Origin of the sequence: Leifsonia sp. 115AMFTsu3.1 (genome assembly GCF_004362795.1) — a bacterium.
GTDB lineage: Bacteria > Actinomycetota > Actinomycetes > Actinomycetales > Microbacteriaceae > Leifsonia.
Map to the genome: position 1 here is coordinate 1,922,592 of NZ_SNYB01000001.1, position 11,910 is coordinate 1,934,501.

Annotated in this window: 14 protein-coding genes; 4 read left to right on the forward strand and 10 right to left on the reverse strand. The window is 71.0% G+C overall.

What is annotated here, in order from left to right:
• Nucleotides 1-11 precede the first annotated feature (11 nt).
• On the forward strand, nt 12-521 hold the full coding sequence (locus tag AXZ95_RS09315) for a thioesterase family protein (RefSeq protein WP_018190766.1): 510 nt from the start codon (nt 12-14) through the stop codon (nt 519-521).
• 19 nt (nt 522-540) lie between these two features.
• Here the strand turns inward: AXZ95_RS09315 and AXZ95_RS09320 are convergent, their stop codons facing one another.
• Nucleotides 541-1,062 carry a hypothetical protein gene (locus AXZ95_RS09320; protein ID WP_018190767.1) on the reverse strand — a complete coding sequence of 174 codons (522 nt, stop codon included), beginning with the start codon at nt 1,060-1,062 and terminating at the stop codon, nt 541-543.
• A gap of 8 nt (nt 1,063-1,070) precedes the next feature.
• Complete coding sequence (locus tag AXZ95_RS09325) at nt 1,071-1,523, reverse strand: Rieske (2Fe-2S) protein (protein ID WP_018190768.1); 453 nt, start codon at nt 1,521-1,523, stop codon at nt 1,071-1,073.
• 77 nt (nt 1,524-1,600) lie between these two features.
• Here AXZ95_RS09325 and AXZ95_RS09330 point away from each other — a divergent pair, with 77 nt between their 5' ends.
• Nucleotides 1,601-2,158 carry a sigma-70 family RNA polymerase sigma factor gene (locus tag AXZ95_RS09330; RefSeq protein ID WP_018190769.1) on the forward strand — a complete coding sequence of 186 codons (558 nt, stop codon included), beginning with the start codon at nt 1,601-1,603 and terminating at the stop codon, nt 2,156-2,158.
• Nucleotides 2,155-2,874, forward strand: a complete 720-nt coding sequence (locus AXZ95_RS09335; protein ID WP_018190770.1) for a zf-HC2 domain-containing protein — start codon at nt 2,155-2,157, stop codon at nt 2,872-2,874. The genes AXZ95_RS09330 and AXZ95_RS09335 overlap by 4 nt, the downstream gene beginning before the upstream one ends.
• On the opposite strand, the gene AXZ95_RS09340 is transcribed toward AXZ95_RS09335, so the two are convergent.
• A complete protein-coding gene (locus tag AXZ95_RS09340) occupies nt 2,871-3,746 on the reverse strand; it encodes an acyl-CoA thioesterase II (protein WP_018190771.1) in 876 nt (291 codons plus the stop codon). The genes AXZ95_RS09335 and AXZ95_RS09340 overlap by 4 nt on opposite strands.
• Before the next feature lie 42 nt (nt 3,747-3,788).
• Between AXZ95_RS09340 and AXZ95_RS09345 the strand changes: the two genes are divergently transcribed.
• Nucleotides 3,789-4,496: a hypothetical protein gene (locus AXZ95_RS09345; RefSeq protein ID WP_018190772.1), complete on the forward strand. Its 708-nt coding sequence runs from the start codon at nt 3,789-3,791 to the stop codon at nt 4,494-4,496.
• A 124-nt stretch (nt 4,497-4,620) separates the two neighbouring features.
• Here AXZ95_RS09345 and AXZ95_RS09350 read toward each other — a convergent pair whose 3' ends face one another.
• Genes AXZ95_RS09350 through AXZ95_RS09380 form a run of 7 tightly spaced genes read right to left on the reverse strand, consistent with a single transcriptional unit; the run spans nt 4,621 to nt 11,834 of the window.
• Complete coding sequence (locus AXZ95_RS09350; RefSeq protein WP_018190773.1) at nt 4,621-6,267, reverse strand: FAD-binding dehydrogenase; 1,647 nt, start codon at nt 6,265-6,267, stop codon at nt 4,621-4,623.
• A gap of 37 nt (nt 6,268-6,304) precedes the next feature.
• Nucleotides 6,305-6,703: a globin gene (locus AXZ95_RS09355; protein ID WP_018190774.1), complete on the reverse strand. Its 399-nt coding sequence runs from the start codon at nt 6,701-6,703 to the stop codon at nt 6,305-6,307.
• Nucleotides 6,700-7,953, reverse strand: a complete 1,254-nt coding sequence (locus AXZ95_RS09360; protein WP_018190775.1) for a mechanosensitive ion channel domain-containing protein — start codon at nt 7,951-7,953, stop codon at nt 6,700-6,702. The genes AXZ95_RS09355 and AXZ95_RS09360 overlap by 4 nt, the downstream gene beginning before the upstream one ends.
• A gap of 59 nt (nt 7,954-8,012) precedes the next feature.
• Nucleotides 8,013-8,687: a response regulator transcription factor gene (locus AXZ95_RS09365; protein WP_018190776.1), complete on the reverse strand. Its 675-nt coding sequence runs from the start codon at nt 8,685-8,687 to the stop codon at nt 8,013-8,015.
• Nucleotides 8,684-10,051: a histidine kinase gene (locus AXZ95_RS09370; RefSeq protein ID WP_018190777.1), complete on the reverse strand. Its 1,368-nt coding sequence runs from the start codon at nt 10,049-10,051 to the stop codon at nt 8,684-8,686. The genes AXZ95_RS09365 and AXZ95_RS09370 overlap by 4 nt, the downstream gene beginning before the upstream one ends.
• Before the next feature lie 8 nt (nt 10,052-10,059).
• Entirely contained in the window at nt 10,060-10,926 is an 867-nt protein-coding gene (locus AXZ95_RS09375; RefSeq protein WP_018190778.1) for an ABC transporter permease subunit, read from the reverse strand.
• Nucleotides 10,923-11,834, reverse strand: a complete 912-nt coding sequence (locus AXZ95_RS09380) for an ATP-binding cassette domain-containing protein (RefSeq protein WP_018190779.1) — start codon at nt 11,832-11,834, stop codon at nt 10,923-10,925. The genes AXZ95_RS09375 and AXZ95_RS09380 overlap by 4 nt, the downstream gene beginning before the upstream one ends.
• Nucleotides 11,835-11,910 lie beyond the last annotated feature (76 nt).

An 11,910-nucleotide genomic window follows, 5' to 3' on the forward strand; every position in this document is an offset into this window, starting at 1 on the left:
GTCGGCCGGCCATGCGACTGCACGTCCCGATCAAGCTCCGCTGGAGCGACCTCGACGCCTACGGCCACGTCAACAACGCCGAGATGCTGCGCCTCCTGGAGGAGGCGCGCATCGAGGCGTTCTGGGCGACGGACGATTCCGATGGCGACGCCAACGGCGCGGCGGCGGGGAGCGGCGAGGCCGTCGGCGGGTCGACCGCGGTCCTCGACGGCCGTCCGGGTGCGGACACGCTCACGCTGATCGCGCGGCAGGAGATCGAGTACCTGGCGCCCATCCCGTACCTCCGCCAGCCGCTCGACGTGCAGCTCTGGCTGGGCCGCCTCGGCGGCGCGAGCCTCGAGGTCTGCTACGAGGTCTGGTCGCCGGAGGGCACGGAGCCGAAGACGCTGTTCTCGCGCGCGGCCACCACGATCGTGCTCGTCGACGCGACCACACAGCGGCCGCGCCGGATCAACGAGCGCGAGCGGGACGCCTGGACGCCGTACGTCGACGAGCCGGTGGCGTTCGCCAAGCGCTCCTAGACGACGCCCCGCTCCTCGCTCACGGGGCCGGCGTCGGCGCCGGGTTGCTCTGCACCGGGTTCGGGCTGAAGGAGTTCTCCCACACCGCCCGAGACCCCGCCTCGCCGATCACGATCACCTCGACGACCGTTCCGACGGCCAGCACGACCGCGATCACCGTCAGCACGATGATCGCGATTCGGCGCACCGTCACGCTCGGGCGGCGCGGCGACTCCGGCCGGTCGAAGAAGAAGAACCACGCCCACTGCACGACGGTGAACGCGAACAGCGCGATCACCCACGGCAGCAGCATCCGCCCGAGGGCCGCGTGCTGCTGGATCAGCGGTGTAACGGGCAGACGCGCCTGCAGCCACTCGCCGGCCTCCATGACCACGGGGACCAGGATCAGGTCCGCCAGCGCGAGCAGTGGCACCACGATCCCGAGCCGACGGCGTGCTGCCGGCCAGATCGGCACCAGCAGGGCGGCGATCGCCGTCAGCGGTACCAGAACGATGACGAAGTGGACCAGGAGGACGTGCAGCGGCAGTCCGTTGACCTCCACGGCGCGCCCTACGCGGTGACGGTGACGGAGTCGCCCGACACGGTCGCCTTCAGCTTCGGCAGCGGATCGCGCGCCGGGCCGTTGAGGACATCACCCGTCGTCGCGTCGAACTTCGAGCCGTGGCACGGGCAGTCGAACTCCTTGCCCTGCGGCGCGACCGTGCACCCCTGATGCGTGCAGACGGCGCTGAACGCCACCACCTGACCGGCGGACGGCTGCGACACCACGATGGGCTTTCCCGCGAGCGTGGCCGACACGGCGCCGCCGACGGGGATGGACGCGAGCGAGACCTCGGCCGTACCGCCGCCGCCCGCGGACGAGCCGCCGTCCCCGGACCCGGATCCGGATCCGTTCGCGTCCTGTCCGCCACCGGGTGTGCAGGCGGCGAGCAGGACCGCGCCGGCGGAAGCCCCGCCGATCGTGACGAGGGTGCGGCGGGTGAGCGGTGCGTGGTCGTTCATGCGGATTCCTCCCGTTCGGCGGATACGTCTTCTACGGTTATCACGAGACGGTCGCGCGGTCGGTTCAACCGTTCCGCATGAACCTTTCCGTCGGCTGCATCGTGTACGAGGTGGAGGTGAACATGCCGGAGGAGGACGCCCGCCTGCTGCGCGAGTTGCACGACCAGCACGCGCAAGCCGTATGGCGGTACGTCGTGCACCTCACCGGCGACCGTGCGATGGCCGACGACGTGGTGCAGGAGACACTCCTGCGCGCCTGGCGGAAGCCCTCCGTGCTCGACCAGTCGCAGCAGTCCGCGCGCACCTGGCTCTTCACCGTGGCCCGCAACCTCGTCATCGACGGCCGCCGCAGCGCCGCCCACCGGCACGAGTTCGGCACGGACACGCTGCCGGAACATCCAGCACCGGACAGCGAGGCGGACGCCGTCCTCGACGCCTGGCTGGTGTCGGACGCGCTGACGGAGCTGTCCGTCGAGCATCGCGCGGTCATCGTGCACGCCTATTACGGCGGACGCTCGATCGCAGAGATCGCACGCCAGCTCGACATCCCCGAAGGCACGGTCAAGTCGCGCCTCCACTACGGCCTGCGAGCCCTGCGGCTCGCACTTCAGGAGAGAGGGGTGACGGAACGATGACCACACACGACGAGTTCGCCACCTGGGACGCCGCGTACGTGCTCGGCGCGCTCTCACCGACGGAACGCCGCGCCTTCGAGGCGCACCTGCGCGAATGCGACCGGTGCTCGGAGGCGGTCGCCGAGCTGGCGGGCATGCCCGGCATCCTCAGCCGCGTCCCGCGCGAGCAGGCCGCAGCGCTCCTGGAGGAGCCCCTGCCCGCGCCGAGCGCGACCGACCGGCCCGAGCCCGGGGGACCGGGGCCCGACGTGCTCCCGTCGCTGCTGCACCAGGCACGCCGGCGCCGCATCCGCTCCCGCTGGCTGGTCGCCGGGCTGTCGGCGGCCGCTGCCGCGATCGTGGTGGGATTCGCCGCCTTCGCCCTGCCCGCGATCCTGCAGCCCGCATCCACGCCCACCGCAGCCGTGGTCATGAAGCAGGTCGAACCGAGCCCGCTCACCGCCGACCTCCGGCTGACCGCCGAGCCGTGGGGCACCCGCATCGACTCCGACTGCCGCTACGCCCACCTCGGGGGCGACGACGGCGACCGCGCGTGGACCTACGCGATGGTCGTCACCGACCGCTCCGGCAAGCAGCACGAGATCTCGACGTGGACGGCGGAGGCGGGAACCGTCGCCACCCCGGTCGCGACCACCAGCATCCCGATCGCCGACATCGCTTCGGTCGACATCCGCGCAGCAGGAGGCACGGTGCTGCTGCGGAGCACGTTCGACTAGTCGTCGGCGCGCGGAAGGCGGATCGTCGCCTCCTGAGCGACGCTCGCCACCAGGACTCCGTCCCGGGTGAAGATGCGGCCCTGCGAGAGCCCGCGCCCGCCACCGGCGGTGGGGGACTCCTGCACGTAGAGCAGCCACTCGTCCACCCGAGCGGGTCGGTGCCACCACATCGCGTGGTCCAGGCTCGCGGCCTTGAGCCCCGGCGTCGCCCAGGCGATCCCATGCCGACGCATGACCGACTCCATGATCGTGTAGTCGCTCGCGTACGCCAGCGCGGCGCGGTGCAGCCCCGGGTCGTCGGGCATGTCGCCGATCGTGCGGAACCAGACCGCCTGGTGGGCGACGCGATCGCCCTCCACCGAGAGGTAGATCGGCGAGGTGACGTGCCGCATGTCGAACGGGCGCTGGCTGGCCCAATACTGCGCGACGGGATGGCGCACATCCTCGAGCGAGGTGGCGGTCGACGGCAGGCTCTCCGGCTCCGGGATTCCCTCGGGCATCGCATCCTGGTGCTCGATGCCCTCATCCTCCGTCTGGTACGACGCGATCATCGACAGGATGGGCAGCCCGTTCTGGTACGCCTGGGTGCGGCGTGTGGAGAACGAACGGCCGTCGTGGATGCGGTCGACCGAGAACGTGATCGGGAAGTTCACGTCGCCCGGACGCAGGAAGTAGCCGTGCATCGAGTGGATGCTGCGGTCGTCCTCGACCGTCCGAGTGGCCGCAATGATCGACTGGGCGAGCACCTGGCCGCCGAACACGCGGCCCAGCGGCATCCACTGTGACGGGCCCGTGAAGATGTCCTCACTGGTGCGGGCGCCGGTGTCGGTCAGATCGAGCGCGGTCAGTAGGGAAGCCAGGGGCTCGGTCACGGTGCCTCCAAGTCGGTGGTGTGTTGGTAGTTTAGACATCCGATGAGCCAGTCGTTTTCTCTAGTCGATCTCCTCGCCGTCGCCGATCTGCAGACCTATCTGTCGCGGGCCGCCCGCGTCGAGGAGGGTTCCGTGCGCCTGATCGCCGGATCGGGGGTGCTGGCCGTCTATACGGCGATCCTGTATCCGCGCGGGCTGATGGATGAGACGCCGACCGTGCTGGGCCTGCGGACCTTCGCGACGGGCGCGGACGTGGAGTTCGACGTCGTCGTGCCCATCCGCTCGCTGCTCGACCGGGTCGCGCGGCTGCGCGAGAGTGCAGAGGCCGCCGAGTCCGAGGGCGCGGGCGCGGAGGGGGCCGCCGAGCCCATCGAGATCCGCCTGCCGCTCGAGGTCTCGACCGTGACCTGGGCGGGCATCTCGCCGCCGCGGGGCGGCTGGCAGAAGGTCGGAGAGACGTCGTCGGCGCTGCTGCAGTCGACCGCCAAGGCGGGAGTCGCAGAGGTCGCCGAGGCCGTTCCGACCGGCACAGGCGAACAGCTGGTGCAGCGTGTACGCGCCGAGGTGTGGGGCCGTCCGATCGACGACCTCGAGTACATCCCGGCGGGCGCCGCATTCGCCGCGGACAGCCTCGGTTTCGTCGGCGACGACGACACCGTCACCATCTACGAGACGGGCCCCTGGACGCGCCTCACCACGCGCCGTGGCCACACCCTCGTCCGCCGCCAGGCCTGGACCCTCCGCCGCTGACCCACACCCCCCACCGTCGAGTCCGCAAACTTTGCACGCTCCGCGGGTTTTCAGCGTGCAAAGTTTGCGGACTCGACGGCGGGCGGAGGGGCGCGAGACGGGAGGGACGAGACGGGAGCGCGCGTCAGGCGCGAGCGGCGGCTCGGCCGGCCTGGCGGCCCGAGAAGAGGCAGCCGCCCAGGAACGTGCCCTCCAGGGCGCGGTAGCCGTGCATCCCGCCACCGCCGAAGCCGCTCGCCTCGCCGACCGCGTAGAGGCCCGGGACGACCGCGCCGTCGGCCGACAGCACCCGTCCGTCGAGGTCCGTCTCGATCCCGCCGAGGCTCTTCCGAGTCAGGATGTGCAGCTTGACCGCGATCAAGGGTCCCGCCGCCGGGTCGAGGAGCTTGTGCGGCGTTGCGACACGGATCAGCTTGTCGCCCCGGTACCGGCGCGCCGCCCGGATCGCGGCGAGCTGCAGGTCCTTGCCGAACTCGTTGTCCAGCTGGCGGTCGCGCTCGTGCACGTGCCGTGCGACCAGCTCGGTGTCGAGCGGGACGTCCGCGATGCGCTGCATTCCGGCGAGCAGTTCGTCGAGCGTGTCGGCGACCACGAAGTCCGCGCCCTTCTCCTTGAACGCCTCCACCGGCCCTGGCGCGCCGGGAGCGACCCGCTTGGCGAGCAGCCGCACGTCCTTGCCGGTCAGGTCGGGGTTCTGCTCGCTCCCGGAGAGCGCGAACTCCTTCTCGATGATCTTCTGGGTCAGCACGAACCAGCTGTAGTCCGAGCCCGTCCGTCGCAGGTGCTCCAGCGTCCCAAGCGTGTCGAATCCCGGATATAGCGGCGACGGCAGCCTGTCGCCGTGCGCATCCAGCCACAGGGATGACGGGCCAGGCAGGATGCGGATGCCGTGCCGCTCCCACACCGGGTCCCAGTTCTGGATGCCCTCGGTGTAGTGCCACATCCGGTCGCCGTTGATCAGGTGCGCGCCCGCCGTCTCTGCGATCCCCAGCATGCGGCCGTCGACGTGGGCCGGCACTCCGGAGAGCATGGATGCGGGCGGCTCGCCCAGCCGCGCAGGCCAGGCGGCTCGGACGAGGTCGTGGTTTCCGCCGATCCCGCCGGAGGCGACGATGACGACCGGCGCGCGGAGCTCGAAGTCGCCGACGACGTCCCGATTGCTGGGCGCACCACGGCCGGCGACGTCGGGTGCGAGCACCGCGCCGCGCACGCCGACGACCCGGCCGTCCTCGACGATCAGCTCGTCCACCCGGTGCCGGTTGCGGATCGCCGCGCGTCCGTTCGCCGCCGCCGACTGCACCCGGCGGGCGAACGGCTCGACGACGCCGGGTCCCGTTCCCCAGGTGATGTGGAAGCGGGGGACCGAGTTGCCGTGACCGCCGGCCCTGCCGTCGCCGCGCTCCGCCCATCCCACGACGGGGAAGAAGCGGACGCCCTTCTCGTGCAGCCACGCGCGCTTCTCGCCGGCCGCGAACTGCAGGTACGCCTCCGCCCACTGCCGTGGCCAGTGGTCCTCGTCGCGGTCGAAGCCGGCGGTGCCGAACCAGTCGTCTCGGGCGAGCGCGAGGGAGTCGTGCACGCCCATCCTGCGCTGCTCGGGGGAGTCGATGAGGAAGAGTCCGCCGAACGACCACCACGCCTGCCCGCCGAACGAGGCCGACGGTTCCTGCTCCACGATCGTGACCCGGCGCCCCGCGTCCAGCAGTTCGGATGCGGCGACCAGGCCCGCAAGGCCCGCGCCGACGACGATCGCGTCGGGTTCGTAGGTCATCCGTGTCTCCTTCGGCACCGGGATGGCGGGAGGAGCGCTACTCCTCGAATGTGTTGACCATAGCGAACGCGGCCCGCTCCAGGTAATTCCAGAGCGTCTCCTCCTGCAGCGGCGGGAGCTCGAGCTCGCCGACCGCGGTCCGCATGTGGGTCAGCCAGCGGTCGCGGGCGTCCGGGTTCACCTTGAACGGGTTGTGACGCATCCGCAGCCGCGGATGCCCGCGCTGCTCGCTGTACGTCGTCGGACCACCCCAGTACTGCTCCAGGAACAGCGTCAGTCGCTCCTTCGCCGGCCCCAGGTCCTCCTCCGGGTACATCGGTCGTAGCACCAGGTCGTCGGCGACGTCCCGGTAGAACGCGTCCACCAGCCGGACGAACGTCTCGTGTCCGCCGATCTGGTCGTAGAAGCTCGGCTGAGGGCCGACGGGGATGCTCATCGGGCGGGTCCGTCCGCGTCGGGGCGGGCGTCGGGCGCGGCTTCGGCGTCCGGCTTCGGCGTCGCGGGCTTGCGGGGCGCGGGCTTGTCCGCCACCTTGTCGCCTGCCTTCTCCGCCGCCGCCTTCTCCGCGGCCGCCTTCTCCGCAGCAGCCCGCACCGACGCACCGCCTTCGACCGCCGGCGTGATCCGGATCGCGCCGGGATCCGCCACGCGTCCGCCCGCCGCCTGCTGCCGCTTCGCCGCCGCGCGCGCCTTGCGTCCCTTCAGCGGCGGCTCCGGCGTCACCGCCTGGCTCGGCCGGGTCCGCGGCGGCTTCGCGCCCGTGACGCTCCCCGCGCTGTCGAATCCGCTCAGCACGACGGCCGAGAGCGACGGGAGCTTCACACCCATTTCGTCGAGCGCCTGCTTGAGGCGGAGGCGCAGTTCGCGCGAGACGTCGTCCTTCGCGGTCGTGCGGGTCTTCAGCACGATGCGGATGACGATCGCGTCGGCCGAGATCGACTCGATTCCCCACAGCTCCGGCTTCTCGAGGATGCGCGAGCGCCATTTGGTGCTCGTCGCGAGCGCCGTCGCGGTCTCCAGCATCTTCGCTTCGACCGCCTCGACGTCGGCCTCGTAGGGCACGGCCAGGTCGATGATGACGCGCGCCCAGCCCTGCGACATGTTGCCGACGCGGAGGATCTCGCCGTTGCGGACGAACCACAGTGTGCCGTTCACGTCGCGCACCTGGGTGACGCGGATGCCGACCGCCTCAACCACGCCCGTCGCGGAGCCGAGGTCGACGACGTCGCCGACGCCCAGCTGGTCTTCCATGACCATGAACAGGCCGTTGAGCACGTCCTTCACGATGTTCTGCGCGCCGAAACCGAGACCGGCGCCGATCGCGGCCGTGAGCAGGGCGAACGAACCGAGCACATCGGGAACGAAGACATTGAGGATGAGGATGATCGCGATGATGCCGATCGTCACGTTGACGATGTTGGTCAGCACCGAGCCGAGCGTCCGGGTGCGCTGCACGACGCGGACGGCCGCGAGCGGCGACGCGACGAGCGCCTGCGTGTCGCTGACATTCTGGCCCTTCTTGACGCCGCTGACGATCCGGCCGACCACCTTGCGGATGACGACGCGCAGGATCCAGCTGAGGAGGAAGGCGCCGGCGACGATGCAGACGGCGTTGACGATGTTCCAGCCGGCGTCGACCGCCCAGGATCCGAGATCGGTCCAGAAGTTCGCTTTGAGGATTTCCATACCCCGTCGAGCCTAGCGAGCCGCGCCTTGGCGGTCGCTGGAATCGGGGGCGCGGCGGTTCATCGCTCCAGCAGCCCGTGCTCGTACGCGAAGATCACGGCGTGGACGCGGTCGCGCAGCTGCAGCTTCGAGAGCACGCGCCCGACGTGCGTCTTCACCGTCGACTCGGTGAGGTAGAACCGCGCGCCGATCTCGCCGTTGCTCAGGCCTTCGCCGATGGCGAGCAGGATCTCGCGCTCGCGCGGGGTGAGGGCGGCCGCCGGGTCGTGCCCGGTCTGGTTCGGCGACGATCCCGATGGGAGCCGGTCGGCGAACATCTCAAGCATCGCCCTCGTCACCCGGCCGGAGACCGCCGCATCGCCCGCGGCCACCGCGCGCACGGCGCCGATCAGCTCGTCGGGGCGCGCATCCTTGAGGAGGAACCCGCTCGCGCCCGCGCGGAGCCCGCCGAACGCGTACTCGTCGAGGTCGAAGGTGGTGAGGATGATGATCCGCGCGCCCGGGTCGGTCTCGACGATCCGCCGGGTCGCCTCGATGCCGTCGAGTACCGGCATCCGCACGTCCATCAGCACCACATCCGGACGCACCTGTGCGGTGAGCCGGACGGCCTCGGCACCGTCGGCCGCCTCGCCGACCACGGCGAGGTCCGGTTCGGCCTCCAGCACCATCCGGAAGCCCATGCGGACCAGCTGCTGGTCGTCGACGAGCAGGATGCGGATGGGGGCGTCGGTCACGGGTTCTCCTTCGGGGTCGTCGCGGGGGCGGGCGTCGGAGTCATGTCTGCAGGCGGAGGCGGAGGTGGCGCCACCGAGGTGGGCGCTGCCGCACGGACGGCGTCGAACACCGCCCGCACCCGCCAGCCGCCGCCGGCTCGTGGGCCCGCCTCCAGCGTCCCGCCGTACAGTCCGACGCGTTCGCGCAGGCCGATCAGCCCGCGTCCGGAGCCCTGCCCGGCTGAGGGATGCAGCGCAGCGTCGTCGTCAATGGTCACGATGACCGTTCCCGGCTGGAAGACGATGACGACGCGCACGGCCGTCGCAGTCGGGGCGTAACGGAGGGCGTTGGTGAGGCCCTCCTGCACGACGCGGAAGATGGTGAGTTGCTGCCCGATGTCCTCCGGGGGCAGACCGGTGACGGTGATCCGCACGGGCAGACCCGCGGCACGGAACGTCTCGACCAGTTCCGCCAGCTCGCCGACGCCCGGTTGCGGTTCCCGGGCCGCGGCTCCGTCCTCGCCGTCGCGCAGCACCCCCAGCAGGCGGCGCATGTCGGCCAGGGCGCCGCGCCCCGTCTCAGCGACGAGGCGCATGGCCTGCGCCGACCGCTCGGCCTGTTCCATCCGCTCGGACTCCGGACGATCGGATGCCGTATCCGCCATCCGCGCGGAGCCGTCCGCCAGCGTGATCATCACCGTGAGGCTGTGCGAGACGATGTCGTGCATTTCGCGTGCGATACGGCTCCGCTCCGCCGCGGCGGCGATCTCCGCCTGCTGGTCCCGCTCGCGAGCGAGCTGACGGGCGCGGTCGATGAGGGCGTTGAGGTAGCGCCTGCGGTTTCCGACGTTGCTGCCGATCAGCACGGAGACGACGCTGAACGACAGCACCAGGATGCCCGACGGGATCGCCGCCGTCTCGAGCGGCGTGAACACCTTCGCCTGCGTGAGCAGCACCTGAACGATGATCGTGGAGACGGTGACGGCGGAGGTCACGGCGAAGGCCACCCACGCCGAGCGGATGGAGCGGTAGACCGCCAGCGCGTACAGCGCGAACAGGGTGGGCACCACATCCATGTCGCGGCCGAGGAAGACGCTGGTGCCGAGCAGCACGGTCGCGATCGCGAAGACGACCGCGGGCTGCTGCCGCCGTGCCAGCAGTGCAGCGCCGGCCACGGCCGACAGGACGAGGTGGATGAGTTCCTGCGGCGTCGGGTGGACGGCCGAGACGACGAGCGCCCCGACGACCGAGGGGATGAGGTAGAACGCCGCGACGAAGATGTCGACAGCGAGGGGATGCGCCCCGAAGAAACGACGCACGACCCCGGGCGGTCTCGGCAGTTCGAGTCCGTCCGGGGTCTGCGTGGTGGTCGCCTCCGAGGTCACGACGAGGGTCAGGCGTCCCTGCGTTGCAGCAGCACCGATCCGGCGATGAAGGCGACGACCGCCCAGACGAGCACGGTCACGACGTTCGCCCAGGGCTCGAGGTCGCCGTTGCCGACTCCGGCGAGGCCCTGTCCGGCGTTGCTGATGAGGTAATGCCCCGCGTCGGCCACCCACTGGGTGCGGGTGAGGCCGCTGACGAGGTTCGCGATGATCGGCAGCACGAGCAGCACGCCGAGGGCACCGGCGATGCCGCCGGCGGTCGACTTGAGGATGGCGCCGACTCCCAGCGCGAAGACGGCGACGAGACCGAGGTACGCACCGGCGCCGAGGATCGCCCACAGCGTGTCGGAGGACAGCAGGTCGCCCTCGTATCCCTTCCCGTTGAGGATCGGGACGGCGACCGCCCACGATGCGGCGGACGACACGAGGCCGACGAGGAACGCCACGACGAACAGCACGAGCGTCTTCGCCGCGAACACCGGGAAGCGGCGCGGGACGGCGGTGAACGACGAGCGGATCTGGCCCGTCGAGAACTCGCCGCTGATCACCAGCACACCCAGTACCGCGATCACGAGGGACGCGAAGGTCAGCCCGGCGGTCGCGGCGGTCGTTGCGAACGCCGCGCTCTGAGCCTCGATGGCGGCGCGCTGACCCTCAGGCACCCGGTCGACGAGCAACGATTTCTCGGGGATGGCCACCGCGACGAGGGCGGCGATGCCGACCACGAGCACGACGGCGCTGATCAGGGTCCAGAAGGTCGACCGGAGGGTGCGGAGCTTGATCCACTCCGACCGGATCACCCGCGGGAAGCTGAGCCGGCCAAGCGAGGTGTGCGGGTGCCCGACCGGGGTGGCGGGGGATGTGGCGGTGCTCATCGGCTGACCTCCGTGCGGTACTCGACGTCGTCCTGGGTGAGCTCGAGGTAGGCCTCCTCGAGCGATGCGCTGATCGGGGTCAGCTCGTGGAGCACGATCCCGTCGCGCGCCGCGGTCTCGCCGATCTGGGCGGCCGTGAGGCCGGTGATCTCGAGCAGCTGCGCCTCGACACCGGTGACGGCGACGTCCGCGCCGGCGACGGCCCGTGCGAGCTGCTCCGGCTGCGGGGTCCGTACGCGGACCGCGTGGCGGGTGGCGGCGGCGAGGATGCTGTCCACCGGGGCGTCCGCGAGCACGCGTCCGCGGCCCAGCACCACGATGTGGTCGGCGGTCTGCGCCATCTCGCTCATCAGGTGCGACGAGAGGAAGATCGTCCGGCCCTGCGAGGCGAGATGCCGGGCGAACTGACGAACCCAGAGCACGCCCTCGGGGTCGAGTCCGTTCACGGGCTCGTCGAGGATGAGCGTCGCCGGATCGCCGAGCATGGCCGCGGCGATACCGAGCCGCTGTCCCATCCCGAGAGAGAATCCGCCGACGCGCTTGCTCGCGACCGACTCGAGACCGGTCATGCCGATCACCTCGTGGACGCGGGACTTCGGGATGCCGTGGGTCGCCGCCAGCGACAGCAGGTGCGCGTAGGCGGTGCGGCCGGTGTGGATGGCCTTGGCGTCGAGCAGGGCGCCCACTTCGGTGAGCGGCGAGCGGAACTCGGCGTACCGCTTGCCGTTGATGAGCGCCTGGCCCCGGGTCGGGCGGTCGAGACCCATGATCATGCGCATGGTGGTCGACTTGCCGGCGCCGTTCGGGCCGAGGAAGCCCGTCACTTTGCCGGGCTGGATGGTCACGGTGATGTCGTCGACGGCGGTCTTCGCGCCGAAGCGTTTGGTGAGGTGATCGAGCTGGATCATGACTCCGAGACTAGGGGTGACGGGTCGGCTCGTCATCGTCCCGCGGTACGACGGCGGGTCGGCCCCGGGCACGGCA